Here is a 25,635-nt window from a genome sequence, read left to right as displayed (position 1 = left end):
CCTCTTGATAAGACCACCGAGCGAGCCGTCCTCTTTGGACGGCGAATCAGGAGGACTGACATGAGCCGACGTCTGATCGCCTGCGGGTTCCTCGGCACGGCGCTGCTGGTGGCGGCCTGCGGTGCCGGGCAGAAGACCTCGACCGGCGCCGCGAGCGTCCCGGTCACCAAGCAGGCGGACCTCCCTTCCGCGGCCGCGTCGTCGTCCACCCCAGCACCGCCGCCGCCCGCCGCGTCCTCGGCGGCCGAGAGCGCGGCCGCGCCGACGGGGGCCGCGCGGTGCACCGCGACGACGCTGTCCGGCAAGGTCGACCAGGGCGACGCGGGCGCGGGCAACCGGTACGCGAAGCTGGTGTTCACCAACACCGGCGACCAGCCGTGCACGCTCAACGGGTACAGCGGGTTCCAGCTGGTCGCGGGGTCCGGTGGCGACGTCGCGACCAGGACCAGCCGCACCACCGACCCCGGTCCGTCGCTCGTCACGCTGGCCCCCGGCGGGTCCGCGGCGGCGAACCTGCACTGGACGGTCGTGGCGCGCGACGGCGAGCCGGTCGACGGGCCGTGCGAGCCCGAGGCCACCAGCGCCGCGGCCATCCCGCCGGACGAGACCGCACCGGTCCAGTTCCCGTGGACCTACGGTCCGGTGTGCGGCGCCGGCACGATCGAGCTGAGCGCGTTCTACGCTGCCTAGGTGATCGAATCGAACGTCACCGGCCACGCGGGCGAACTCGCGGTCCACACCTGGCCGAACCTCGAGGCCACCTGGCTCGCCGTGCTCGTGCACGGGTACGGCGAGCACCTCGGCCGCTACGAGCACGTGGCGGCCGCCCTGCACGACGCTGGCGCCCTCGTGGTCGGCGGCGACCTGGTCGGGCACGGCGGGTCGGAGGGCGAACGGGCGCTGATCACCGACGTCGACGCGCTCGTCGCCGACGTCCACGCGGTGACCCGCTCGATCGCCACCCCGCTGCCCACCGTCCTCATCGGACACTCCGTCGGCGGGCTGGTCGCGTCCCGCTACGCGCAGGCGCACGGCGAGGAGCTGGCCGCGCTGGTGCTGTCCGCACCGGTGCTCGGCGCCTGGCAGGGCCTGGACCCGTTGGCGGACAAGGAGGTCCCGGACGCCCCGCTCGACCCGTCGTCGCTGTCGCGCGACGAGGACGTGGCGACCGCGTACGCCGCGGACCCGTTGGTGTACCACGGGAACTGGCACCGGGAGACCCTGGAGTCGTTGGAGCGGGCCCTGGACGCGGTCGCGTCCGGCGAACCGCTGGGCGACCTGCCGACGCTGTGGCTGCACGGCGACGACGACCGGGTGGTGCCGATCGCCGACACCAGGGCGGGCACCGACCGCATCCGCGGCACGGCGTTCACCGAGCGGGTGTACCCCGGCGCGCGGCACGAGGTGTTCAACGAGACCAACCGCGACGAGGTGCTCGCCGACGTGGTCGCTTTCGTCCGGGCGGCCCTGAAGCTCTAAGGTCCCGCCCATGTCGGACGACTTCGACCTCCCCTCGGCCCTCGGCCTGCCCACGACCCTGCCGCCGCTGCGCGTGCCCGGACCGGACGAGCTGGCGGCCTCGGCGCGCGCGAGCGCGCTGCTGACGCAAGCGCTTGCCCTGTCGCGCTGGGCGGACGGCCGCACCGTGTACGAGGACAGCGACTTCGACGCGTTCGACGGCGAGCTGTCCGACACGATGGAGCAGGTCTGGTACCTGGCGCACGCCGTCGGGTTCGTGGAGGTCGACGAGGACTCCAACCTGGCCTCGCTCGGGCCCAGCGCCGAGCCGTGGCTCACCGGTGGCGCCGAGGCCGTGCTGGAGCTGTTCGACGAGGCCTACACGCACCTGGTCATCGAGTCGCTGCCGATCGAGGCGGGCGAGGAGCTGGACCTGGAGGGCGTCGGCGGCGCCACGATGACCGCGCTGTTCATGGCCAGGGGCACCGGGCTGCCGCTCGCGGAGTTCAGCGGCATGGCCCGCGCCGCCGGGCTGGAGCAGAACATGCCCGACAGGTGGGCGGCCTACTCCGCGGCCCACGGCGACCCCGCGCTCGTGCTGCTGGAGCGCCTGGCGAACCTGGGCGCGGTCGAGTCCGACGGCGAGACCGCCCGGATGACCCCGCTGGGCGCGGCGGTCATGCGCGCGCAGATGGTCGACGGCGGCTTCGAGATCCCGCTGATGCCCGCCTCCGAGGACATGACCGCGGCCGACCTGGTCGCCGCCGTGCACGCCCTCACCGCCGCCGAGCTGGACGCCGACACCACCGCCTGGCTCGCCCGGCGCTCCCCCGTCGACGCCGCCCACGAGCTCCTCACGGCCGCCGTGGACGCCAACGGGAGGGTGTTCGCCACCACGACCGTCGCGGGCCTCGACGCCGACGTCACCGCGCAGTGGCAGGAGGTCCTGGACACCCCCGGTCTGCGCCCCTACGCCAAGCTCGCCCTCGACCAGCCGCCCGCGCCCGACGACGTCGCCTGGCTCCTGGTGGACACCCTGGCCGTCACCACCGACCCCGACGACCCCGCCGCCGTGGCCGCCGAGCTCGCCAAGGCGGCCCCCGCGGGCCAGGAGCCCGACCTGTTCGAGCACGTCTGGCGCCTGCCCCACCCCGACGCCGCCGAGGCCCTCACCCTCATCGGCGAGCGCCACCCGGACAAGAAGACCGCCAAGGCGGCCAGGAAGGCCGCGTTCAAGGCCGCGTCGCGCCGTTGACACCGAAGCCGTCGGGCGGCGGATGCCGAACCACCGCCGTGCACACCGTTAACCCACTCGTGCACAATTCGCCCCGATGGCTGAGGAAGACCTGGAGCTGCTGATCACCGTGGTGGTCGGGGCCGACGACGAGCAGCAGGCGAGGGATGCCTGCGCGGGCCTGGTCAGGCGGGTGGACGGGCGTGTCCTGCAGGTCGGCGACTGCTCCGACGAGGAGCCGGGGTGCTGGTCGGTGACGATCGGCGCGACGAGCGGCGAACAGGTGACGCACGGGGTCGCCGGGGCGCTGGCGCGGTCGGTGCGGGCCTTCGTGCGGCTCCTCGGGGACGACTTCCCGATGCCGCGGGTGGCCTGCGAACCGCCGACGGCGTGGACCGTCCTGGACGACCCGGACGTGCTGGACCCGGTGGTTCCGGGCGGCGAACGGCTGCTGGTGGAGTCCTGGGCCGGTGGTGACCCCGACCGGCGACCGTCCGAAGAGGTCCGACCGGAGCCCGCCGAGGTGGAAACACCCAGCCCGACGGGGGTGCGGTTGCTGCTGCGGGTGGACGTCGCGACGGAGAGGCGGGCCGGGGCGGAATGGCAGGCGCGCGCAGTAGCCAGCCGGGTCGCCAACAGCTCCAGCATCACCCATGTGGTCCCGCACGGTCACCTACTCAGCGTGCACATCGACCTCGGATCGAGTGTCGACTCGCCCACTACCGCGCTACACACCGCCGTGGAGTCGATGGGGCAGTCCGGGTGGTCCGATCTGGAACTGGTGGGCGACTCGGCGGTTATCCGCTGGTCAGCGACCCCTGAACCGGTAACGGGAATCGTCGGGTTGGAGATGACGGCCGTGGTTACGTCCACTTCGGTCTGGAAGGAACCCGAGTAAGATCAACTGCAAGGTCCGTGCGGGTGAACATCCGGGTCCACCCGGCTGGCCGATCTTGCTTGTGAATGTTCAAACTTTCGGTACTAATAGGTTGGTCGGTCTACGGCCACCCGTTGCACTTTGGAGAGGGTCGGAGAGTCGACATGGCCAGCATCGAAGAGGTCCGTGCCGCAATTGCCCAGGCGATCGAGAAGGCGGGCCAGAGCGCCGCCGCTCTGCAACAGGCAGCCGACCTGGCCGAGGACGCCCAAGCCCTCCTGAGCAGCGCGGTGCAGGGCAGCGCCCAGTCCGACGCCGAGCAGGCCAACGCCCAGTTCGCCGAGGTCGTCAACGGCGTGAGCGACCTGCAGAAGCACCTGGGCGCTGGGATCTCCCAGGCCGAGAGCATCAACTCCAGGCTATGACGTGACGTCGGTAGCGGAGGTCAAGGTCGCGCTCGAGCTGAGCTGCGAGCACTTGAGGGATGCCTACCGCAGCGTGCGCGAGGCGCAGAAGGACCTGGAGGCGGCCGTCGACCTGCTGCTCGAGGCGGGCGCGAACCACCCGGAGTCCTTGCTGCCCGCGGGGTTCGCGGCGGCCAAGGACCGGTTCCCCGACCAGTTGGCGCTGATGGTGAACAGCCTCGAACTGGTGCAACGGCTAGCTGTGGAGCTGTGACGTGAGCAGGCGCGACGAACGCCGCAAGAAGGTGGAGGACTCCTTCGAGGAGTTCCGCCTCGCCGTGGCCGCCGCACTGGGCAACGCGTCGCGCGAGCACCGCGAGCTCGCGGAGGAGCGCGCCCGCGACATGTTCGAGGTGATGGTGCGCGGCGGCGGGATAGACCGCGCCCTCGACGACCCGCTGCTGAAGAAAGCGCTTGCCAAGGAGGAGTTCTCCAGCACCGTCGCGCAGGCCATGCTGGACCACGTCAACGCCTTCCGCACGTGGTCGGAGCGCGGCCCGGACCAGCTGTCCTCGTTGGTGCGCGAGGTGTCGCCCGCCGCGGCGTCGTGGCCGCACGAGTCGTGGCTCGGCGACGCAGGCAACGCCGACGGCAGCAGCGTGCCGGAGCTGTGGCGGATCGGCAGCGGCGTGGTGCGCAGCGCGCCCGAGCAGCGGCCGTTCCCGGTGGCCGTCCCCCTGCTCGACCAGGCGCACCTGCACGTCTCGTCCACCCCGGACAGCCGCCACCTGGCCGACGGGCTCGTGGAGAACCTGCTGCTGCGGGTGCTCAGCTACTTCCAGCCGGGTCTCGTCCACGTGCACGTGTGGGACGTCAACCAGCTCACCGGCTCGCTGCCGGGGCTCTACCCGCTGACCCGCGCGGGCCTGCTGACCGTGCACGACCCGTCGCGGCTGCACGAGGTGCTCGACGAGCTGTCCGACCACATCCGCCGCGTGCACACCAGCGTCCTGGTCGACGGGCACCTGTCGGTGCGCGCGGTCAGCGGCACCGGGCGGCGCACCGAGCCGTGGCGGATCGCGGTGCTGTTCGGCAACCGCAACGCGCTCAAGGAGGAGCAGCAGCAACAGCTGCAACGCGTGGCGCGCAACGGTTTGGCCTGCGGCATCGTGCTGGTCATCGTGGACATCCCGGTGACCGTGAACTCGCCGATCGAGACCGTGACGCTGAAGGCGGACCAGACCGCCACCTGCACCATGACCGGCAAGCACGTCACCGTGGCGCTGGACCCGCCGTTCCCGCGCACGCTGGTGCCCAGGGCGTGCGCGACGATCGCGGAGAAGCGCGAGGAGCGCCGCAAGCGCTTCGGCACGTTCGGGGACCTGCTGCCCGAGCACCTGTGGATGGAGAGCTCGTCCGCGGGCGTCGTGGCGCCCGTGGGGTACCAGGACGGCGAGCCGGTGTCGCTCGGGCTGGGCGACACGTCGCCGCACGCGCTCATCGGCGGGCCGAGCGGGTCGGGCAAGACGAACTTCCTCTACGCCATGATCGGCAGCCTGGCCGCCCGGTACTCGCCGGACGAGCTGGAGCTCTACGTGCTGGACTTCAAGGAGGGCGTGTCGTTCGCGCAGTTCGCGCCGGGCCGCAAGGACCCGAGCTGGCTGCCGCACGCGCGCCTGGTCGGCGTGAACGTGAACACCGACCGCGAGTTCGGCGTGGCGCTGCTGAAGTTCCTGGCCGACGAGATGCGCAGGCGCGCGGACGCGGCCAAGCAGCACGAGGTCACCAAGCTGGAGCAGCTGCGCGCGGAGGACCCGCACGGCCGGTGGCCGCGGATCGTCGCGGTGATCGACGAGTTCCAGTACCTGTTCGGCGAACGCGACCAGGTCACCCAGCAGGCCACCCAGCTGCTGGAGGACGTGGCGCGGCGCGGTCGTTCGCAGGGGATCCACCTGGTGCTGTGCAGCCAGGACGTGGCGGGCATCGAGGGCTTCTGGGGCAAGTCCGCCATCTTCGAGCAGTTCACCGTCCGGGTCGCGCTGCCCAAGGCGCGCCGGGTGCTGGCCGAGCCGAACAACGACGCGGCGGTCGAGCTCCCCCGCTGGCACGCGGTGGTCAACCACGAGTCCGGTGTGCGGCACGGCAACGAGGTCGCGCGCATCCCCGACTCGACGAGCAAGGACACGTTCGACTTCCTGCAGCGCGAGCTGTTCCGGCGGCGCAGGCCCGAGCTGGCCGAGCCGATCCTGTTCGACGGCAGCAAGGTCCCCGCGCTGCACGGCGTGCAGGACTTCCGGCTGCTGCACCCCGGCGACGTCACGCCGACCGTGCTGCTGGGCCAGGTCATCGACGTGGCGGGCAGCGCGGCGAAGGTGCGGCTGGCCCGCACGCCGGGCCGCAACGTCGCCGTGGTCGGCTCGCTGGTGCAGGACGCGGCCGCGGTGCTCGGCGCGGCGGCGATCTCGCTGGGCAGGCAGCACCACCCGGCCGAGGCGACGTTCACCCTGTGCTGCCTGGTGGACGAGGCCGAGCCCGCCGCGCAGAAGCTCGCCAAGCAGCTCAACACCGCCGGGCACACGGTGGACGTGGTGCGCATGGACGGCATCCGCGAGCTGCTGGACCGCACGGCCAAGCGGCTCACCGAGACCATCACCGGCACGGCGAGCGCACCGCCGCAGCCGCACTACCTCGTGCTGTACGCCGTCGACGCGGCGCACACCCTGCTGGAGCAGAAGGACCCCGCGACGCGGGCGTCCGGACTGGACAGCCTGCGCACGGTCCTGAAGCACGGCCCGGAGAGCCGCACCCACGTGCTCGGCTGGTGGCGCGGCGTGCAGCGGCTCAAGAGCAGCCTGCCTCCGGGCGTGTACGACGACATCGGCGCCTGGGTCGCCTTCGACGTCCAGGGCAAGGAACTGATCTCGTTCGGCCCGGAGCAGGTCATGGCCTGGTCCCCGCGACCGCGGCGCGGGCTGTACTTCGACCGGTTCGAGCACTCTCGTCCGCAAGTGGTCATTCCGTTCGACACGGGGGAGGACATCTCATGAACACGCAGTCCAACGGAACGTGCGAATTCTCGGTGGTTCCCCTGCAGCGCACCGGCGACGGGCACGCGCACGTGGCGGAACCGGAGACCCGGTCGGCGGTCGAGCGGTACAAGGAGATCATCGGCTCGATCGGCGAGGCCGTGGCGACGATGCGCGCCCACGACGAGACCCGCGTGGCCGAGCTGATGGCGCGGCTGGCCGTGTCGCAGGACCGGATGGTCGACGCGATCGAGCGCGAGAAGGTCGTGAAGCTCGGCGTGGCGCTGCACTGGGAGTCGGCCGTCGAGGCGCTGTGGGAGGAGCGGTGGCTGCGGATGCGGCCGATGCCGCAGCCCGACGAGCGGGTGCCCGCGCGCGACCAGAACGACTACGACGCGGCGATGGAGCTGGCGTTCCAGGCGCTGGAGGAGTCGCTGCAGAAGCGGTCGCTGCTGCGCCGCAAGAAGGAGTGACGGGGGCGGGAACGCGGCGGACCGCCGCGTTCCCGCGGCCTCAGACGCGCCAGACCGTGCCGCGGCGCTCGTACTCGATGATCGTCTCCACGCGCTGCGCGAGCCGGGCGCCCAGGAACCGCTCCACCAGCCACAGGGCCACGTCCAGGCCCGAGGTGACACCGCCACCGGTGACCAGGTCGCCGTCGTCCACCACGCGGGCGTCGACGACCGTCGTGCCCAGCGCCGCCAGGTCCGGCTTGGCGACGGTGTGGGTGGTGGCGTTGCGGCCCCTGGTCAGGCCGGCGGCGGCCAGCACCATGACGCCGGTGCAGATGCCCGCGTGCAGCACGTCGGCGTCGGCCAGCCTCCGCAGGAACGCCCGGTCGGCCATCAGCCTGCGGACGCCCGGCCCGGCCTGCTCGGTGTAGCGGCCGCCACCGGGGACCACGAGCACGTCGGCCCGGTCCGGCGACCACCCGGTCGGCACCTCGACCCGCGCGCCGAAGTTGCCCGTCACGGTGCCCGGTCCGCCGGTGCCGACCAGCGCGGTGGTGACCGCCCCGCCGCTCATCCCCGCGGCCATGCCGAGCACCTCCACCGGCGCGGCCCAGTCCTGCTCCTCGACCCCGTCGAACATCAGCACCTGCACCCTCAGCGGGTTCGCCGCCGACGCCGTCGGCGCGCCCGCCGCGAACGCGCCGAGACCGCCCACCGACAGCGCCGAGGCGCGCAGGAAAGCACGTCGTTCCACGATGACCTCCCCGATCCGGTTGTCCTACGCCCACAGGTCGCGCCGACCCCGCCCGCGGTTCCCCTGCACCGGCCGCGGTCCAGGGGGATCGGCCGTATGACCGAGGCGGGTGATGACCGTTCGGCTGACGGTCTTGCCCGCACGCGGGTCGTAGCGTGTCCGGGGTGGACGGACTACTGACTCGCGCACGGGTGTGGACGCACGGCCTGTGGCCGGTCGCGGGCCTGTTCACCGTGGTGCTGGCGTTCGAGCTGGCCCTGTTCCGCTACCAGGGCTACCGCGCGCTGGTGGGGTGGGCGCCGACCGCGCTGACGTGCCTGTTCGCCGTCCTGGCCGTGCGCAGGCCGGTGGCGGCCGCGTGCGCCGCCGCGGCGTCGGTGCTGCTCACCACGTTCTGGGTGGACTTCCTCGGCGTGAGCACGCTGGCCTACTTCAGCCCGCTGTCCCCGGCCGAGACGCTGGCCTGCATGGTGATCGCGGCCGTGGTGGTCCGGCAGTCGCCGGGCGAGCAGTCCGCGATCGCGGTGGCGCTGATGGTGGCCGCCGCGGTCTACGCCGCGGTCGTCCGCGACACGGCGCCGCACTACCACCTGCTCGAGCCGTCGGACCTGTTCCCCACCACGATGCTGCTCGCGCTGGCGATCGGCTCCGGCCTGTACTTCCGGGCGCGCGACGCCGACCGGGAGCGGTCGATCCACGTCGCCGTGTCGGCCGCGCAGCAGGAGGAGCGGATCGCGCTGGCCCGCGAGCTGCACGACGTGGTCGCGCACCACGTGACCGGGATCGTGGTGCAGGCGCAGGCCGCGCTGACCGTGGCGGAGGCCGACCCGCTGGCCGCGCACCGGCTGCTGCCCGGCATCGCGCGCAGCGGCAGCGACGCGCTGGCGGCGATGCGGCGGCTGGTGGGGACGTTGCGCGACGAGGGCTCGCGGGTCGGGACGGCCGACGTCGCGACGACGGACCTGCAGGCGGACGTGCGGGCCGTCGTGGCGCAGGCGCGGGACGTGGGCACGCCGGTGGAGCTGCGGATGGCCCTGCCCGAACCGGTCCCGCCCGAGGTGGCGCGGTCGGTCCTGCGGCTGGTGCAGGAGTCGCTGACCAACGTGCAGAAGCACGCCGCCGAGGCGACCGAGGTGGCCGTCGAGCTGTCCACAAAGGACGGTGTGGTCCGGCTCGCGGTGCGCGACGACGGCCCCGGCCTGCCCGTCGAGCCGGTCGGCGGCTCGGGCGGCTACGGTCTGATCGGCATGCGGGAACGGGCGGAGCTGCTCGGCGGCACGTTCTCGGCCGGGCCCACCGGGGTCCGCGGCTGGCGGGTGCTGGCCGAGCTGCCGGTCGAGGGGGGCGCACGATGACGATCCGGGTCCTGATCGCGGACGACCAGGAGATGGTGCGGATCGGGTTCCGGATGATCCTGGAGCACCAGCCGGACATCGAGGTCGTCGCGGACGTGCCGGACGGGATCTCCGCCGTGGCGCGGGCCCGCGAGCTGCGACCGGACGTGTGCCTGGTCGACATCCGGATGCCCGGCATCGACGGCCTGGAGGTCACCCGCCAGCTCACCGGTCCCGGCGTGGCCGACCCGGTCAAGGTCGTCGTCGTGACCACGTTCGACCTCGACGAGTACGTGCACAGCGCGCTGGGGTCCGGGGCGAGCGGGTTCCTGCTCAAGGACGCGGGCCCGGCGCTGCTGGTCGAGGCCGTGCGCGCGGCGGTGCGCGGCGACGCGCTGATCAGCCCGCAGATCACCGTGCGGCTGCTGTCGCACTTCACCCGGTCCTCGGGGCCGGCGCCGGACCGGCCGACCGAGCAGCTGACCGAGCGCGAGCTGGACGTGGTGCGCGAGGTCGCCAAGGGCTCCACGAACGCCGAGATCGGCGCGGCGCTGTTCCTGTCGCTGTCCACGGTGAAGACGCACCTCGCGTCCGTGCAGGGCAAGCTCGGCGCCCGCAACCGCGTGGAGATCGCGGCCTGGGCTTGGCGCACCGGCGTGCTCTCCTGATCTGATGCGGGGCATGCGCGCCCTGCACTCCCCCGACGCCGTAGCCGACGCGACCCCCGACCTGCTGCCCCGCTGGGCCGCCCAGGCGCTGCTGCCGGGCCATCCCGGCCCCGGTGGGGCCGCCTGGGAGCACGGCGGCGCGGTGGGCGTGCTGGCGCCGGGGCTCAACCGCCGGGAACGGCTCGTGCTCGCCGGTCCGGCCGAGGGGGTCGCGGCGATCCTGCGCGACCAGGCGCGGGCGCACGGCCCCGAGCTGAACCCCCTGGTGCCCGACGACCTCGTCGACGCGGTCACGGCGCTGGTGCCGGACGTGGTGGCGTGGGCGGGGTTCGGCTGGATGGAGAGCACCGGCCCGCTGCCCTCCGCACCGGGCGTGCGGTGGCTGCGCGAGGACGAGCTGGACACCGCGGAGGCGTTGCTGCGCAAGGTGAACCCGAACGCCTACGTCGTGCCGCGCGAGCCGGGGTCCCGCCGCTGGGCGGGCTCGCACGTGGACGGCGAGCTGGTCGCCGTGGGCGCGGACGCGTGGAGCGCCCCGCACGTCGGGTTCGTCGCCGGGGTGGCGACGCACCCGGACTTCCGCAGGCGCGGGCTGTCGAAGGCGTTGTGCTCCTTCGTGGTGCACGCGCTGCTGGCCGAGCACCCGGCGTGCGCGCTGATGGTCGAGGGCGACAACACCGCCGCCATCGCCGCCTACCGAGGACTGGGGTTCGCGCTCCGGGGGCTGACGATCCTGCTCCCGGCCGAGATCGCCGCCGCCCGGCCGCCGCGACGGCGGTAGGGGTTGATCACTAGGGGTGTTCGACCTCGGGGAGCCGGCTCACACTCGGGTTCTGCGGAACCTGGAACACCGGGGGACGCTGGGGATGTTGCACCTACGGGTCCAGTCCGAACCGAGCAAGTGCCGCAAGCAGAGAGGTCGCCACATGTCCGTACCGAGCACCGCCCTGGAGATCCGCCTCGCGTCCCGCCCGCAGGGGTGGCCGACCGAGCTGAACTTCGAGGTGGCCGAGGTCGCGGTGCCCGAACCGGGCGACGGCGAGATCCTGGTGCGGAACCTCCTGATGAGCGTGGACCCCTACATGCGCGGCCGGATGAACGACGCCAAGTCCTACGTGCCCCCGTTCCAGGTCGGCGAGCCGCTCGACGGCGGCGCCATCGGCGAGGTCATCGCGTCGAACTCCCCCGAGTTCACCGTCGGTGACCACGTCCTGCACCGCCTGGGCTGGCGCGAGTACGCCGTGGTCGGCGCCGACCACGCCGTGGCGGTCGACCCCTCCGCCGCTCCCCTCGGCGCCTACCTCGGCGTGCTGGGCATGCCGGGCCTGACCGCCTACGCGGGGCTGCTGCGGGTCGGCGAGTTCAAGGAGGGCGACGTCGTCTTCGTCTCCGGCGCGGCGGGCGCCGTCGGCGCGATCGTCGGCCAGGTGGCGAAGCTGCGCGGGGCCTCGAAGGTGATCGGCAGCGCCGGGTCGGCGGAGAAGGTGCGCCACCTCGTGGAGGACCTCGGCTTCGACGCGGCGTTCAACTACAAGGACGCGGGTCCGGTCGTCAAGCACCTCGCGGAGCTGGCGCCCGAGGGCATCGACCTCTACTTCGACAACGTCGGCGGCGAGCACCTGGAGGCCGCCATCACCCTGCTCCGCGTGTTCGGCCGCGTGGTGCTGTGCGGGGCGATCTCCCAGTACAACGACACCGGCGCCCGCACCGGCCCCGACAACCTCGTGCAGGCCGTGGGCAAGCGGCTGACCCTGCGCGGGATGCTCGCCAACGACCACGCCGACCTGCGCGAGCAGTTCGTGAAGGAGGTCGGCGGCTGGATCGCCGACGGCAGGCTGAAGTACGACGAGACGGTGGTCGAGGGCGGCGTGGCCAAGGCCCCGTCCGCGTTCCTGGGCATGCTGCGCGGCGAGAACACCGGCAAGATGCTGGTCAAGCTGGCCTAGGGTCTGTCCTCAAAGCCAGAGGATGAGGGTCGCCAGGTCGATCACCGCCCGGTAAGACAGAGCGGTCTTGTCGTAACGCGTGGCGACAGCGCGGAACTGCTTGAGCCGGTTGAAGCAGCGTTCCACCACGTTGCGGCGCTTATGGACGACGCGGTCGAAACCGGGGGTCGACCACCGGCCCGACCACGTCGTAGGCGGTTGGCCTGCTGGTCACGGCGTTCGGGAATCGTGGCCGGAATCCGACGATGTCACAGGTAGGCGCGGATGGCTCGGATGGAATAGCCCTTGTCCGCGATCACCCGCGCGGGTCGGATGGCGGGCCGTCCGGGACCGGGGTGAGGGAATCGGCTTCCGGCCATGACCTGCTCGAACATGGTGCAGTCGTTGACGTTGCCGCCTGTCAGCACGATCGACAGTGGTCGGCCGTGGCCGTCGCAGGCCAGGTGGATCTTGGTGCTCGGGCCGCCGCGAGAGCGGCCGACGGCATGATCACCTGGCTTGCTGCACCCGCCGCACGACCGGCCCGCCCCCTGTGTGGGACACGGTCGTGCGACGGGCACCCGCGGCGTGCAGATGAGCACGCACGATGCTGGAATCCACCGAGACCTCACGATCCAACTCGTCGACCGCCTCGGCCACGACCCGGACCTTGGACACGAGCATCGTGAGGGTGCCGTCCCGCGACCAGCGCCAGAACCTGGTGTAGACCGTTTTCCACGGCCCGTACCGCTCCGGCAGGTCACGCCAGGACACACCGGTCTTCGCCTTGAACAGCATCCCGTTGAGAACCCGCCGGTCATCCACCCTCGGCCGCCCCTTCACACCCGACGGAAGCAACAACGGCTCGATCGTGTGCCACTGCTCATCAGTCAACTCATGCCTACGCACCACGACACAAGATCAAAACAGATCACAAATACCTGCTTTGAGGACACTCCCTAGCACCGCCGGGCCGCACCGCACCCGAGGTCAGGGCAGCAGCTCGCCGTCCGCAGCCACCAGGACGCCCTGGTGGACGACCAGGGTGCGGGGCGCGCGGTCCATCACCGCCGCCGTCACCGAGTCGCCGGGCACCACCACCAGGTCCGCCTGCGCGCCCTCGGTGACGCCGTGGCCGGTCTCGCCGAGGACCGAGGCGCCGCCGCGGGTGGCGATGTCCACGCACATCTCGACCAGCGAGTCGTCCCGGAAACCGTTGCGGTAGGCCAGCTGCCACGTCCGGTCGAGCATGTCGGCGGTGCCGTAGGGCGACCAGTAGTCGCGCATCCCGTCCTGGCCGAGCCCGAGCCGGACGCCCTCCCACCGCAGCTGCCGCAACGGCAGCGGCTCGCGGACGCCCGGCGCGACCGTGGTCACCGCGACGTCGTTCTCCGCCAGCATGTCCACCAGCTGCCGCCGCCGGTCCTCCTCCACTGTGGACAGTGCGAAGCAGTGGCTGATCGTCACGTCCCCGCGCATGTCCAGCGCCGCCACCCGTTCGCAGATCAGCTCGACCTGGAACGCGCCCAGCGACCCCGCGTCGTGCAGGTGGACGTCCACCCCGCGCTGGTGCTTGTCGGCCAGTCCGAACACGATGTCGAGGTGCTTCACCGGGTCCCGGTCGTAGCCCGCCGGGTCGAGGCCGCCGACCAGGTCGGCTCCGGCCAGCAGCGCGGCCTCCAGCAGCTCCGCGGTCCCCTTGTCCCGCAGGATCCCGCACTGCGGGAACGCCACCACCTGCACCGACGCCCGCCCCGCGTGCGCCTCCTTCGCCGCCAGCACGCCCTCCAGCCGCTCCAGCCCCGAGTCCACGTCCACCTGGGCGTGGCTGCGGACGAACGTCGCGCCCGCCGCGATCGTCCGGCCCAGGGTGTAGGTGGCCCTGGCGGCGACGTCCTGCTCGGCCGAACGCCAGTTGCGCCGGTCGTTGTCGATCAGCTCGGCCAGCCCGACGCCCGCGGTGTGCGGGCGGAAGGGGAGCCCGAGCCGGGTGGAGTCGAGGTGGGCGTGGGCGTCGGTGAACGACGGCAGCAGCACGCCGCCCTTGCCGTCGACCTCCGCGACGCCCCGCGGCGCCTCCAGGTCGGGACCGGCGGACGCCACACGACCCGCCAGGCAGAGCACGTCCACCTCCGCCGTCCCGAGGCCGCTGGGCCACGGGCGCACTGAGCGGATCAGCAGGTCACCGGTCATCGCCAGAGGCTAACCCCGGAACGGCTCGGACGCGATGAGCTTGCCGGGGTTGAGCACCCCGGTCGGGTCCAGCGCGCGCTTGACGGCCGCCAGCACGTCCACCCCGAGCGCGCCGATCTCCGCCTCCAGGTACGGCGCGTGGTCGACGCCCACCGCGTGGTGGTGGCTGATGGTGCCGACCCCGGTGATGGCCTCGCTGGCGGCCGCCTTGGCGACCTGCCACTGGCCGACCGGGTCGTCGGCGTCGCGGGCGGCCAGCACGGTGAAGTACAGCGACGCGCCGGTCTCGTAGGCGTGCGAGATGTGGCACATGACGACCGTCCGCCCCAGCGCGTCCCGCACGGCCTCGCGCACCGCGTCGCGCAGCCCGGTCAGCCGCGACCAGTGGGTGGCCGTCTCCAGCGTCTCCACGCACACGCCGACGTCCAGCAGCACGTCGCGCTGCCGCGGCCCGTTGAACCGGCCGTGCCGCCACGTCTCGCCCAGCGGCGTGCCCAGCCGGACCGCGCCGCGCACCAGCGCCAGCGTCGCCGCCCGCCGGGCCTTCAGCTCCCGCTTGGACCCCGCGTGCCAGCCCAGGACCAGCATGCACGGCCGTCGCACGCCGCGCGCCTTCAGGTACGCCCGCAGCGCGGTGGACTTCGCTCCACCCGACAGGGCGAGGGAGACGTCGGTCTCGTCCTCATCGGACAGTCGCGTCACGTCGGCCAGCACCCGCTGCTGCGCCAACGCCCGCACGATCGCCGAACCGGCCTCCCAGCCGTCGACGAAGAACCCCTCGTACCGCTCCAGCACGGGTTTCGGCCGCACCCGCAGCGACACCTCGGTGATCACGCCGAACGCGCCCTCGCTGCCCACCACCAGCTCGCGCAGGTCCGGGCCCGCCGCCGACGCGGGCGCCGCGCCCAGCCGCCACTCGCCCCTCGGCGTGGCCAGCCGGACACCCTCGACCAGGTCCTCGAAGCGGCCGTACCCGGAGGAGGCCTGCCCGGCCGACCTGGTGGCCGCGAAGCCGCCGATCGTGGCGCGCTCGAACGACTGCGGCACGTGCCCGACGGTCAGCCCGTGCGGCGCCAGCAGGCGTTCCGCCTCCGGCGCCGTCACCCCGGCCTGGAGCACCGCGACCCGCGACACGGGGTCCACCGACACCAGCCGGTCGAGCCCGCCGAGGTCCAGCGCCACGACGGCGGCCTTGTCCCCGCGCAGCGCGGAGACGCCGCCCACCACGGACGTGCCGCCGCCGAACGGCACCACGGCCAGGTCGTGCTCGACGCACACCTCCAGCACCGCCACCACCTGCTCCGGCGTGGCGGGCAGCACGACACCGTCGGGCACCACCAGCTCACCACCCGCCCGGTACCGCACCAGGTCCACATAGGACAGTCCGCCCGCGTGGCCGAGCCGGGAGGCCCGGTCGACCCGGACGCACCCCTGCCCCACCACTTCCGCGAGCGCGTCACGGGCTGCGTCGGTCAACGCGGACGCGCCGACCTCCAGCGCGGTGTCGGGCACAGCGGGGGTGCGGCCGGGCCGCAGCCCGATCCGCTCCCCGAGCCACCGCAGCGCGTGGGGCGGCAGCTCCGCCCTGGAAGGGCTCCAGCCGCCGCGCAGGTCTTGGTCGATGCGCTCCACCATGGGTACAGTGTTACACATGACGTCCCAACGTCACACTGATGACGCCCTGCTCGACGCCACCCGCGACTGCGTCCTGGAGGTCGGCGTCCGGCGCACGACCCTGACCGACGTGGCCAAGCGGGCCGGGGTCAGCCGGATGACCCTCTACCGCCGCTACCCCGACGTGCGCAGCCTGGTCACCACCCTCATGACCAGGGAGTTCAGCGCGCTGCTGCACGGCGTGGAGGCCGGCGGTCCGACCACCGGCACCGCGCGCGCCCGGCTCGTGCACCACGCCGTCGAGTCGATCCGCCTGCTCGCCGGGAACCCGCTCATGCGCCGCGTGCTCGACCTCGACGCGGAGCTGATGCTCCCGTACCTGGTCGACCGGCTCGGCAGCACGCAGGTGCTGGTCGAGCGGTTCCTCGTGGACGCGCTGGCGGCGGGCCACGAGGACGGCTCGGTGCGGCCGGGCGACCCGAAGACCCAGGCCCGACTGGTCCTGCTGACCACGCAGACCATGGTCCTGTCCATCCGCCCCGCCACCACCGGCCTCGACTTCGAGGACCTGCTGGACGAGCTGGCGCGCTTCCTCGACGCGGCGCTCACGTGAGCACGTCGCTGAACGCCGCCCGGCGCACCGCGGAGCTCGCCGAGGTGGCCTCGGGCGAGGTGGTCGACCTCCTCGTCGTCGGCGGCGGCGTGACCGGCGCGGGCGTGGCCCTCGACGCGGCGGCGCGCGGCCTGTCCGTGTGCCTGCTGGAGGCCCACGACCTCGCGTTCGGCACCTCGCGGTGGTCGAGCAAGCTGGTCCACGGCGGTCTGCGCTACCTCGCGCAGGGCGAGCTCGGCCTGGCCCACGAGAGCGCCGTGGAACGCGGGATCCTGATGACCCGCACCGCCCCGCACCTCGTCCGGGCGCTGCCCCAGCTGGTCCCGCTGTTCGGCGACCGCGGCACCAGGATCATGGCGGGCTTCCGCGCGGGCGACCTGCTGCGCCGCGCGGCCCGCACCCCTGGCTCGCTGCTGCCGCCACCGCGCCGGGTGCCCGCGGCCGAGGCGCTGGCACTGGCCCCCGGCCTGCGCCGCGCGGGTCTGCGCGGTGGTCTGCTCGGCTTCGACGGCCAGCTGGTCGACGACGCCCGGCTCGTGCTGGCGCTGGCCAGGACCGCGGCGGGCCTGGGTGCCCGCGTGATCACCAGGGCGGAGGTCACGACGCTCACCGGGCAGGGCGCCCAGGCCGTGGACACCTTGTCCGGCAACCACTTCGAGGTGCACGCCCGGTCGGTCGTGAACGCCGCGGGCGTCTGGTCGGGGCAGCTGGTCGACTCGGTGCGCCTGCGCCCGTCGCGCGGCTCGCACCTCGTCCTGGACGGCGGCGCCCTGGGCGTGCACGGCACGTCGCTGACGATGCCCGTCCCCGGCGAGCGCAACCGCTACGCGCTGGTGCTCCCGCAGCAGGACGGCCGCGTCTACGTCGGCCTGACCGACGAGCTGGTGGACGGCCCGGTACCCGACGTCCCGGAGGTGCCGGAGTCCGATGTGGACTTCCTGCTCTCCGTCGCTTCCTCCGTGCTGGAAAGGGAACTGGTCCCCTCGGACGTGCTGGGCGCGTTCGCGGGCCTGCGACCGCTGCTGGCGGGCACCGGCGTCCAGGGGGCCGACCTGTCCCGCAAGCACGCCGTGCTGACCTCGTCCGAGAAGGTGCTGACCGTTGTGGGCGGCAAGCTCACGACCTACCGGCGCATGGCCGCCGACGCGGTCGACGCGGCCGTCGCGCTGCACGGCCTCACCGCGGGCCCGTGCCGGACGCGGAACCTGCCGCTCGTGGGCGCGGGGACGGCAGCGGCGGCGCCTGCGCGCCTGCTTGCCAAGTACGGCACCGAGGCGGCGGCCGTGGCCGCGCTGGACCGGCCGGAACGGGTCTCCGGCGACATCACCGCGGCCGAGGTCCTCTGGGCCGTGCGGCACGAGGGCGCGCTGGACGCCGACGACGTGCTGGACCGCCGGACGAGGATCGGCCTGGTGCCCGCGGACCGCGCGGCCGCGGAGCCCGTCGTGGCCGAACTGCTCGCCACTCGGGCGTGAGCGCCCACCCCGACCCGCGGTGCGGACCGCGGGCCGGGGCAGGCCCGACTACTCCCCGATGACCGGCTTGGCGGCCTTCGGCGGCTCCATCAGCTCGTCGCCCTCCAGGCGGACCTTGCGCTGGTGGTCCTTGCCACCGCCGCCCTGCCCGCCGCCGCCCATCGGCGCGCCACCCATCATGCCGCCGCCACCGCCCGCACCACCGCCGCCGCCACCGGGCGCACCGCCACCGCCACCACCGGCGAGGGTCGGGTGCCCCGGCGCGCTGGACGGCAGGATCCCGGTGGCACCACCGTGCTGCGTCGGCCCGGCGCCACCGCCACCGCTCGCGCCGGTCGTCGCGGTGCCACCACCGGAGGCACCGCCACCTCCACCGGAGAAGCCCGCGCCACCGCCGGAGAAGCCGGCACCGGAGAAGCTCCCGCCACCGCCGCCCGAGCCGCCGCCGGTGAGGCTCCCGGAGAGACCGGGGAACGAGCCGGAGCTGGGCACGTGGGTGGACGTGGTGTGCAGATCCCCCGACGTGCCAAGGGAAGCGGCCGGGGAGTACACCGGGCGCACGGGGTCGATGCCGGGGACCGACGGCGCGGGCCGGTAGACCCCGCCACCGCTCGTGCCGACGCCACCACCGCTGCCGCCGCCGACCGACGGCGGAGCCGACACCGAGCCGCCGGTCCCGGCCGCGGGCGCGTCCGGCACCCACCGGCCCGGCTCCCAGTGCCCGCCACCGGCCGCGCCACCGCCGACCGACGGCGGCGTGGACACCGTGCCGCCGCCACCGCTGCCCGCGCCACCGCCGGACGCACCGCTCGTGCCGGTGGTCCCGCCGGTCGTGGAGCCGGGGTTGGTGTACTGCTGGTTCGAGTTCCGGTTCATCTGGTCGAGCTGGTCACCGGTCAGCCCGAGCCCGCCCGCGGACGGCCGCGTGCTGGACGGGCCCCCCGCGCCCGCGCCACCCGCCGCGCCCTTGTGGCTCATGGCGGTGATGGCCTCGACGACCTGCTTGGCGACCTGGGCGATCTGGGTGACCTGCTTGACCAGGTTCATCAGCTTGGTCAGCGACGAGGCCAGCTTGCTCAGGAAGTCCGACAGCTTCTTGGCGTAGTTGCACGCCATGGTCACGATGTCGGCGATGGCGGCACCGATCGCCGCGCCGAAGGTGCAGAACGACGCCGCCAGCCACTGGATGATCTTCATGACCATCTTCGCCACGGCGTCGGAGATCAAGTCCATGATCATCTTGCGGACGGCGGCCACGAGCTGCCCGGCACCCTGGACGGCGCCGGAGATCCCGGCCGCGGCCTTCGCCAGCGTCTCCAGCCCGGTCGACTGGTTGGCGCTCGCGGTCCGGTAGGCGTCCGCGGTCCTGCCCTGCCACGTCCTGGTCTGCTCCACCGACTTCTGCCGGTAGTCCGCCGCGACGGAGGCCACCTGCGTCCCGGCGGACTTCCAGTTCTCGGCCATCCTCGAGATCGCCTGCGGGTCGCCGAGCAGCGCGTCGAACGGCTCCCGCAGGAAGTCCACGTGCTGGATCGCCCAGCTGAACCCCGCCGACAGGAACCCGCTCAGCGGGTTGCCGGCCAGGCCGACGATGTCCATCGCCGAGTTGGCGATGCCCAGCCCGGCGGTGACCCAGTCGCCGCTCTCGACCGCGGCGACGGTGCCCTTGACGTCGTTGAACAGGTTCGACGGGTCGCGGCCCTGCGCGGTCGACGACGTCGATGCGGGTGCGGTCATGAGGTGGCCTTCCCGAGGAACCCGAGTGCATTGTCGCGGTCGATGGCCTCGTAGAGGTCGGCGACCTCCTTGAGCCCGATCGCCATGTCGTTGACGGTCGTGGTGGCCTTGCCCAGGATGTCCTGGGAGTTGCCCGCGGCCTTGAGGATGAACTCGGCCAGGAAGCTGCCGAAGATCCCGAACGCCTCGGTGGACAACGACGGGTCCGCGGTCTTCGTCGCCGCGATCATCCGCTGGCTCAACTGGTCGACCGTGGCGGCGTGCGCCCTCACGTCGGCCGGACTCACGTGGAAGGAGTCGTACATCCTCAGCGCCCCTCTGCTCAGCCCATGACTTCCGGCGGATTGGTGAAGTAGTCGTCATCCGGCCTGGTGTCCCGACGCTGCGGCTCCGGTTCCGGTTCCGCCACATCGGTCCCGTCACCCGAATAGCCGCGCGGCATCTGGGCCTTCACGAAGTCCAGGGCCGGGCTGTCACCGATGAACTCGGTCATGATCTCGACGACCCGGCCCGCCGCCGCGCGCTGCGCCTGGCCGGACGCCGCGAGCACCGCGCTCGCGATCCGCTCCGGGTCCATGTCGCGCACACCGGGGCGCAGGACGAGGTTCTCCAGCGCTCCCGCGGCGTTCACCGTGACCGTGATCAGCCCGTCCGGCGAGGTGGCGCTGCCACCCGCTCCCCCGAGCTGGGTCTCCGCCTGCGCGGCGTTCTGCTTGGCCTGCTCGATCTTCTGACCGTACTGCGCGAGCCACTGGTCAGGCTCCATGATCACCCCTCGACGGCAACGGGGCCAACCGCCCACGACACGTGTTGGACCGCGGGCGACCCGATTCGGTTCCGCGGACCGTATCGTGTCATCGGAATCCTCTGGATCAGGGAACATGTGGTGGGATACAGCCGTTCGGCCGCACTCGATGCCACCCGTCCGGCGGATCGCACAGGCGTGACCAACCAGGAGGAGAGCACCGTGGCTCAGGGGGTGCTGGAGATCGACCGGATCTCCAAGCGCTACGGCGAGGTCGTGGCCCTGCGGGACATGACCTTCGAGGTTCGGGCGGGAGAGCTGTTCGGGTTCGTCGGGAGCAACGGGGCGGGCAAGACGACCGCGATGCGGATCGCGCTCGGCGTGCTCGCCGCGGACTCGGGCGAGGTGCGCTGGAACGGCGAGCCGATCACGTTCGAGACCCGCCGCCGGATCGGCTACATGCCCGAGGAGCGCGGGCTCTACCCGAAGATGAAGGTGCTGGAGCAGCTCGTGTACCTCGCCGAGCTGCACGGCCTGAGCACGAACGACGCGCACCGGTCGGCGGAGAACTGGATCGCGCGGCTCGGCGTGCGCGACCGGCGCAACGACGAGGTGCAGAAGCTCAGCCTCGGCAACCAGCAGCGCGTGCAGCTGGCCGCGGCGCTGGTGCACGAGCCGGACGTGCTGGTGCTCGACGAGCCCTTCTCCGGCCTCGACCCGGTCGCGGTGGACGTGATGAGCCAGGTGCTGCGCGAGAAGGCGTCGGCCGGGGTGCCGGTCGTGTTCTCCAGCCACCAGCTCGACCTGGTCGAACGGCTCTGCGACCGCATCGGCATCGTCCGCAGTGGAGCGATGGTGGCCTGCGGGACCGTGGACGAGCTGCGCGCGGGCGGGGAGACCCGGCTCGTCGTGGAGGTGCCGGACGCGGCCGAGGGCTGGGCCGACGGGGTGCCGGGCGTGCGGGTGGTCGAGGTCCAGGGGCCGCGGACCACGCTGGAGCTGACGCCGGAGGCCGACGACCAGGCCGTGCTGGGCGCCGCGCTGGCCACCGGGCCGGTCCGGGAGTTCAGCAGGCAGCGGCCGTCGCTGACCGAGCTGTTCCGCAACGTCGTGACCGAGGAAGGTGTGGCATGAGGCGACTGAGCCCGAGCAGGGCCGTGCTGCTGGTCGCCAGGCGGGAGTTCCTCGGCAAGGTCCGCACCCGCTCGTTCGTCATCGGCACGATCGTGATCGTCGCGGTCCTCGCCGGGTACGTGCTGCTCCAGGCCGTGCTGTTCGACCAGGCCGGGCGCAGCACGGTGGGGCTCAACGGCCAGGCGACCGTGCTCGCCGAGCCGCTGAAGGAGACCGCGAAGGCGTTCGGCCGCGAGGTCTCGACCGTCGACGTCACCGACCCGGCCAAGGCCGAGGAGGACGTCCGGTCGGGCGACCTCGACGTGCTGATCACCGGCGCCCCGGACGCGCTGCGGGTCGTGGTGAAGGACAACCTGAACAGCGAGCTGCAGAACGCGCTGGACGCGATCGTGAAGCAGCAGGTGCTCAACGCCCAGCTCGCCGAGGCGGGCCTGGACCCGGCCGTGGTGGCGAAGAACATGGCCGCCGCCAGGGTGACCGTGGTGGCGCTGGAGCCGGAGAGCTCCCAGCAGGGCCAGCGGCTGGCCATCGGGCTGGTGATCGCCGCGCTGCTGTACTACTCGCTGCTGGTCTACGGGACGATGGTCGCGCAGGGCGTCGTGGAGGAGAAGTCCAGCCGGGTGGTGGAGATCCTGCTCGCCACGCTGCGCCCGTGGCAGCTGCTGCTGGGCAAGGTGATGGGGCTCGGCGCCGTCGGCCTGGTGCAGCTGGTGCTGATCGGCGGGATAGGGCTCGTGCTGTCGACGACGACCGGCACGATCGACATCCCCGGCCTCGCGGGCGGCGCGCTGGCGACCGGCGTGCTCTGGTACCTGATCGGGTTCTTCCTCTACGCCACGGTGTTCGCCGCGGCCGCGTCGCTCGTCTCGCGGCAGGAAGAGCTCCAGTCGGTGCTCACGCCGATCAGCACCGTGATCATCATCGCGTTCGTGGTCGGGATCAACCTGCTGATCCAGGACCCGTCGGGGACGACGGTGACGGTGCTGTCGATGCTGCCGCCGTTCGCGCCGATCCTGATGCCGGGCCGGATGGCGATCGGGGTGGCGCCGCTGTGGCAGGTGCTGCTGTCGATCGTGCTGGCCATCGGGTTCGTCGCGGCGATCACCTGGCTGGGCGGCAAGATCTACTCGAACGCGGTCCTGCGCACCGGGTCGCGGGTGAAGCTGCGCGACGCCCTGCGCTAGGACTTGATGGCGCCGTAGCGGGCGAGGGCGACCTGGCGTTCGTGGGCGTGGTCGACGATCGGGTCGTGCGGCTGGTGCACGGCCTTGCCCTCCACGTCGCGGAGCTCGGGCACGTACCGGCGGACGTAGTCGCCGGACGGGTCGAACTTCTCGCCCTGGGTGATCGGGTTGAAGACGCGGAAGTACGGTGCCGCGTCCGTGCCGGAGCCCGCGACCCACTGCCAGCCGTGCTGGTTGGAGGCCAGGTCGCCGTCGACCAGGTGCTCCATGAAGTGCTTGGCACCCCACCACCACGGCAGGTGCAGGTCCTTGACCAGGAAGCTGGCGACGATCATCCGCACGCGGTTGTGTATCCAGCCCTCTTCGAGGAGCTGGCGCATCCCCGCGTCCACGATCGGGTAGCCGGTCCTGCCTTCCTGCCAGGCGGCGAACCGGCCGTCGTCGTCCTCGTCGTGCTCCATGCGGTCGAACTTGGCGTCGTAGTTCTTCGTCGCGGTCTCCGGGCGGTGCCACAGGACGTCGGCGTAGAACTCGCGCCAGGCCAGCTCGGAGCGGAACGTGGCCGCGCCCTCGCTGTCGTCGAGCTCGGCCAGCAGGGTGCGCGGGTGCAGCAGACCCCACTTCAGGTACGGGGAGAGTCGGCTCGTCGCGTCCAGGTCGGGGCGGTCGCGGGCGGTCTTGTAGTCGGGCAGGCGTTCGTCGCGGAACTTCTCCCACAGCGGCAACGGGTCCGGAGCCGGGTCGCCCGTCGGGATTTTCCCGCCACCCTTGCGCTTCACCCAGTCCACAGTGGACGCGTCGGTGTCGGCGGGCTTGCGCCAGCCGTGTTCCTCCCAGGCCCGGCGGAACGGCGTGAACACCTTGAACGGGTCGCCGTCACCCTTGCGGACCCGGCCGGGCGCCACCGCGTACGGCGAGCCCGAACGGACCAGTTCGGTGTCCCCCAAGGCTTTCTCGACCTCGGCGTCGCGCTTGCGCCCGTACGGGCCGTAGTCCGCAGAAATGTGGACGCTGTCGGCCTTCAGGTCGGCGACGACCTTCGGCAGCACGTCGACCGGATTGCCGTGCACCACGTGCAGGCGGCCACCCAGCTCCTCGTCCAGCCGCCGGAGGCAGCGGTGCAGGAAGTCGGTGCGGGCCGGGCCCGCCGAGGCCAGCAGCCGGTCGTCCAGCACGAACAGGCCGAGCGCGGACGACGAGCGCTCCGCGGCGCTGAGCAGGGCCGGGTGGTCGGCGGTGCGCAGGTCACGGCGGAACCAGATGACGGTCGGGGAAGCCACCGGACAACGCTAAGTCGGCGGCGGCGCTCCCGCACGACGGTTACCCGAGTGGATTACCCGGACCCGACAACACCGCCCCGCACCCCGACACCTTCACCAACCGGCCCAGTGCGCGACAAAGCCCTTCCACAACCGCCCTCACCCACGACAAAGGCCCGCACCTCCAGGAGGTACGGGCCTTGTGCGCGTTCGAACTACCTCTTGTCCATCGTGAGGAAGTCGCGCTCCGCGGGGCCGACGTAGATCTGCCGCGGGCGGCCGATCTTGGTGGCCGGGTCCTGGATCATCTCGCGCCAGTGCGCGATCCAGCCGGGGAGGCGACCGAGGGCGAAGAGCACCGTGAAGAACTTCGTGGGGAAGCCCATCGCCCGGTAGATGAGGCCGGTGTAGAAGTCGACGTTCGGGTAGAGCTTGCGGGAGACGAAGTAGTCGTCCGCGAGCGCGACCTCTTCGAGCTTCTTGGCGATCTCCAGCAGTTCGTCGTCGCCGCCGAGCTTGGCGAGGATCTCGTCCGCCGTCTTCTTGATGATCGCGGCACGCGGGTCGTAGTTCTTGTAGACCCGGTGGCCGAAGCCCATCAGGCGAACGCCCTCCTCCTTGTTCTTGACCTTGTTCACGAAGGCGGTGACGTCACCCCCGTCGTTGCGGATCTTCTCGAGCATCTCCAGCACCGCGCTGTTCGCGCCGCCGTGCAGCGGGCCGAACAGGGCGTTGATGCCCGCCGAGATGGAGGCGAACAGGTTCGCCTCGGAGGAGCCGACCAGGCGCACGGTCGACGTGGAGCAGTTCTGCTCGTGGTCGGCGTGCAGGATGAAGAGCAGGTCGAGCGCCTTCACCAGGTCGGGGTCGACGTCGTACGGCTCAGCGGGGAACCCGAAGGTCATGCGGAGGAAGTTCTCCACCAGACCCAGCGAGTTGTCCGGGTAGAGGAACGGCTGGCCCACGGACTTCTTGTACGCGTACGCCGCTATGGTCGGCACCTTCGCGAGGAGGCGGATCGTGGAGATCTCCACCTGCGTCGCGTCGAACGGGCTCAGGCTGTCCTGGTAGAAGGTGGACAGCGCGGAGACCGCGGAGGACAGCACCGGCATGGGGTGGGCGTCGCGCGGGAAGCCGTCGAAGAACCTCTTGAGGTCCTCGTGCAGCAGGGTGTGCCTGCTGATCTTGGACGTGAAGTCGTCCAGTTGCGCCTGCGTCGGAAGCTCCCCGTAGATCAGCAGGTAGCTGACCTCGTTGAAGTTCGACTTCTCGGCGAGCTGCTCGATCGGGTAACCGCGATAACGCAGGATTCCCGCGTCACCGTCGATGTAGGTGATCTCAGAGGAGCAGGAGGCTGTGTTCACGAATCCGCTGTCCAGTGTTACCAGACCGGTTTTCGACAGCAGTTTCCCGAGTTCGATGCCAGGCGCACCTTCGGTGGCCTGCACCAGATTCATCTCGAGCTCTCCGCCCTCATGGCGCAGCGCGACGGTACGGGTGTCGTTCGGCGCAGTCGTCGCGTCGGGCATGCAGAGTCCCTCTCACGCTA

Annotated in this window: 24 protein-coding genes and 1 pseudogene; 16 read left to right on the top strand and 9 right to left on the bottom strand. The window is 72.2% G+C overall.

The genetic code is table 11. The features are described 5' to 3' along the window. Nucleotides 1-60 precede the first annotated feature (60 nt). From CLV43_RS03855 to CLV43_RS03820, 8 genes are all read left to right on the top strand, one after another. Nucleotides 61-690 carry a DUF4232 domain-containing protein gene (locus CLV43_RS03855; protein ID WP_106185516.1) on the top strand — a complete coding sequence of 210 codons (630 nt, stop codon included), beginning with the start codon at nucleotides 61-63 and terminating at the stop codon, nucleotides 688-690. After that, nucleotides 691-1,479: an alpha/beta fold hydrolase gene (locus CLV43_RS03850; RefSeq protein WP_106185515.1), complete on the top strand. Its 789-nt coding sequence runs from the start codon at nucleotides 691-693 to the stop codon at nucleotides 1,477-1,479. 10 nt (nucleotides 1,480-1,489) lie between these two features. Next, nucleotides 1,490-2,713, top strand: a complete 1,224-nt coding sequence (locus tag CLV43_RS03845; protein WP_106185514.1) for a hypothetical protein — start codon at nucleotides 1,490-1,492, stop codon at nucleotides 2,711-2,713. Between the two features lie 76 nt (nucleotides 2,714-2,789). Beyond that, a complete protein-coding gene (locus tag CLV43_RS03840; RefSeq protein ID WP_106185513.1) occupies nucleotides 2,790-3,590 on the top strand; it encodes a hypothetical protein in 801 nt (266 codons plus the stop codon). A gap of 143 nt (nucleotides 3,591-3,733) precedes the next feature. Further along, nucleotides 3,734-3,994, top strand: a complete 261-nt coding sequence (locus CLV43_RS03835; protein ID WP_106185512.1) for a hypothetical protein — start codon at nucleotides 3,734-3,736, stop codon at nucleotides 3,992-3,994. Nucleotide 3,995: 1 nt separating this feature from the next. Further along, the gene (locus CLV43_RS03830) at nucleotides 3,996-4,247 is read left to right on the top strand and encodes a hypothetical protein (RefSeq protein ID WP_106185511.1); all 252 of its coding nucleotides are present in this window, start codon (nucleotides 3,996-3,998) and stop codon (nucleotides 4,245-4,247) included. A 1-nt stretch (nucleotide 4,248) separates the two neighbouring features. Continuing rightward, nucleotides 4,249-7,020: an FtsK/SpoIIIE domain-containing protein gene (locus CLV43_RS03825; RefSeq protein ID WP_106185510.1), complete on the top strand. Its 2,772-nt coding sequence runs from the start codon at nucleotides 4,249-4,251 to the stop codon at nucleotides 7,018-7,020. Then, complete coding sequence (locus CLV43_RS03820; protein WP_106185509.1) at nucleotides 7,017-7,472, top strand: hypothetical protein; 456 nt, start codon at nucleotides 7,017-7,019, stop codon at nucleotides 7,470-7,472. Before CLV43_RS03825 ends, CLV43_RS03820 begins: the two co-directional genes overlap by 4 nt. Before the next feature lie 40 nt (nucleotides 7,473-7,512). On the opposite strand, the gene CLV43_RS03815 is transcribed toward CLV43_RS03820, so the two are convergent. Further along, entirely contained in the window at nucleotides 7,513-8,205 is a 693-nt protein-coding gene (locus tag CLV43_RS03815) for a DJ-1/PfpI family protein (RefSeq protein WP_170155676.1), read from the bottom strand. A gap of 164 nt (nucleotides 8,206-8,369) precedes the next feature. On the opposite strand from CLV43_RS03815, the gene CLV43_RS03810 reads away from it, so the two are divergent. From CLV43_RS03810 to CLV43_RS03795, 4 genes are all read left to right on the top strand, one after another. Beyond that, on the top strand, nucleotides 8,370-9,560 hold the full coding sequence (locus CLV43_RS03810) for a sensor histidine kinase (protein WP_146174631.1): 1,191 nt from the start codon (nucleotides 8,370-8,372) through the stop codon (nucleotides 9,558-9,560). Next, nucleotides 9,557-10,207: a response regulator gene (locus CLV43_RS03805; RefSeq protein ID WP_106185507.1), complete on the top strand. Its 651-nt coding sequence runs from the start codon at nucleotides 9,557-9,559 to the stop codon at nucleotides 10,205-10,207. The genes CLV43_RS03810 and CLV43_RS03805 overlap by 4 nt, the downstream gene beginning before the upstream one ends. 4 nt (nucleotides 10,208-10,211) lie before the next feature. Continuing rightward, nucleotides 10,212-10,988 (top strand): GNAT family N-acetyltransferase, encoded by a 777-nt coding sequence (locus CLV43_RS03800; RefSeq protein WP_106185506.1) that lies wholly within the window; start codon nucleotides 10,212-10,214, stop codon nucleotides 10,986-10,988. A 145-nt stretch (nucleotides 10,989-11,133) separates the two neighbouring features. Then, nucleotides 11,134-12,153: an NADP-dependent oxidoreductase gene (locus tag CLV43_RS03795; protein WP_106185505.1), complete on the top strand. Its 1,020-nt coding sequence runs from the start codon at nucleotides 11,134-11,136 to the stop codon at nucleotides 12,151-12,153. A gap of 9 nt (nucleotides 12,154-12,162) precedes the next feature. On the opposite strand, the pseudogene CLV43_RS03790 reads toward CLV43_RS03795, so the two are convergent. From CLV43_RS03790 to CLV43_RS03780, 3 genes and pseudogenes are all read right to left on the bottom strand, one after another. Next, a pseudogene (locus CLV43_RS03790) lies at nucleotides 12,163-13,044 on the bottom strand (IS5 family transposase). 78 nt (nucleotides 13,045-13,122) lie between these two features. After that, nucleotides 13,123-14,325: an amidohydrolase gene (locus CLV43_RS03785; protein WP_106185504.1), complete on the bottom strand. Its 1,203-nt coding sequence runs from the start codon at nucleotides 14,323-14,325 to the stop codon at nucleotides 13,123-13,125. Nucleotides 14,326-14,334: 9 nt separating this feature from the next. Next, complete coding sequence (locus CLV43_RS03780; protein WP_106185503.1) at nucleotides 14,335-15,960, bottom strand: FAD-binding oxidoreductase; 1,626 nt, start codon at nucleotides 15,958-15,960, stop codon at nucleotides 14,335-14,337. Nucleotides 15,961-15,976: 16 nt separating this feature from the next. On the opposite strand from CLV43_RS03780, the gene CLV43_RS03775 reads away from it, so the two are divergent. Both CLV43_RS03775 and CLV43_RS03770 read left to right on the top strand, forming a co-directional pair. Beyond that, a complete protein-coding gene (locus CLV43_RS03775) occupies nucleotides 15,977-16,552 on the top strand; it encodes a TetR/AcrR family transcriptional regulator (RefSeq protein WP_106185502.1) in 576 nt (191 codons plus the stop codon). Continuing rightward, nucleotides 16,549-18,027 carry a glycerol-3-phosphate dehydrogenase/oxidase gene (locus CLV43_RS03770; protein WP_106185501.1) on the top strand — a complete coding sequence of 493 codons (1,479 nt, stop codon included), beginning with the start codon at nucleotides 16,549-16,551 and terminating at the stop codon, nucleotides 18,025-18,027. The genes CLV43_RS03775 and CLV43_RS03770 overlap by 4 nt, the downstream gene beginning before the upstream one ends. A gap of 48 nt (nucleotides 18,028-18,075) precedes the next feature. On the opposite strand, the gene CLV43_RS49965 is transcribed toward CLV43_RS03770, so the two are convergent. From CLV43_RS49965 to CLV43_RS03755, 3 genes are read right to left on the bottom strand one after another with little or no spacing between them, the layout of a single operon-like run. Continuing rightward, the gene (locus CLV43_RS49965; RefSeq protein ID WP_106185500.1) at nucleotides 18,076-19,764 is read right to left on the bottom strand and encodes a WXG100 family type VII secretion target; all 1,689 of its coding nucleotides are present in this window, start codon (nucleotides 19,762-19,764) and stop codon (nucleotides 18,076-18,078) included. Beyond that, nucleotides 19,761-20,069 (bottom strand): type VII secretion target, encoded by a 309-nt coding sequence (locus CLV43_RS03760; protein WP_106185499.1) that lies wholly within the window; start codon nucleotides 20,067-20,069, stop codon nucleotides 19,761-19,763. Before CLV43_RS03760 ends, CLV43_RS49965 begins: the two co-directional genes overlap by 4 nt. 17 nt (nucleotides 20,070-20,086) lie before the next feature. Beyond that, nucleotides 20,087-20,530 (bottom strand): YbaB/EbfC family nucleoid-associated protein, encoded by a 444-nt coding sequence (locus CLV43_RS03755; protein ID WP_106185977.1) that lies wholly within the window; start codon nucleotides 20,528-20,530, stop codon nucleotides 20,087-20,089. Between the two features lie 201 nt (nucleotides 20,531-20,731). On the opposite strand from CLV43_RS03755, the gene CLV43_RS03750 reads away from it, so the two are divergent. Further along, nucleotides 20,732-21,643 carry an ABC transporter ATP-binding protein gene (locus CLV43_RS03750; RefSeq protein ID WP_170155704.1) on the top strand — a complete coding sequence of 304 codons (912 nt, stop codon included), beginning with the start codon at nucleotides 20,732-20,734 and terminating at the stop codon, nucleotides 21,641-21,643. Continuing rightward, a complete protein-coding gene (locus CLV43_RS03745; RefSeq protein ID WP_106185498.1) occupies nucleotides 21,640-22,827 on the top strand; it encodes an ABC transporter permease in 1,188 nt (395 codons plus the stop codon). The genes CLV43_RS03750 and CLV43_RS03745 overlap by 4 nt, the downstream gene beginning before the upstream one ends. Here the strand turns inward: CLV43_RS03745 and CLV43_RS03740 are convergent. Together CLV43_RS03740 and CLV43_RS03735 are read right to left on the bottom strand one after the other, a co-directional pair. Further along, a complete protein-coding gene (locus CLV43_RS03740; protein ID WP_106185497.1) occupies nucleotides 22,824-24,107 on the bottom strand; it encodes a cryptochrome/photolyase family protein in 1,284 nt (427 codons plus the stop codon). The genes CLV43_RS03745 and CLV43_RS03740 overlap by 4 nt on opposite strands. A gap of 194 nt (nucleotides 24,108-24,301) precedes the next feature. Then, nucleotides 24,302-25,615 (bottom strand): citrate synthase, encoded by a 1,314-nt coding sequence (locus CLV43_RS03735; RefSeq protein ID WP_106185496.1) that lies wholly within the window; start codon nucleotides 25,613-25,615, stop codon nucleotides 24,302-24,304. Between the last annotated feature and the right edge of the window lie 20 nt (nucleotides 25,616-25,635).

Origin of the sequence: Umezawaea tangerina (assembly GCF_003002815.1) — a bacterium.
In the GTDB taxonomy this organism is placed as follows: Bacteria; Actinomycetota; Actinomycetes; order Mycobacteriales; family Pseudonocardiaceae; genus Umezawaea; species Umezawaea tangerina.
The sequence above is the reverse complement of the archived record's forward strand: the minus strand, read 5'-3'. Positions and strand labels throughout refer to the sequence as shown.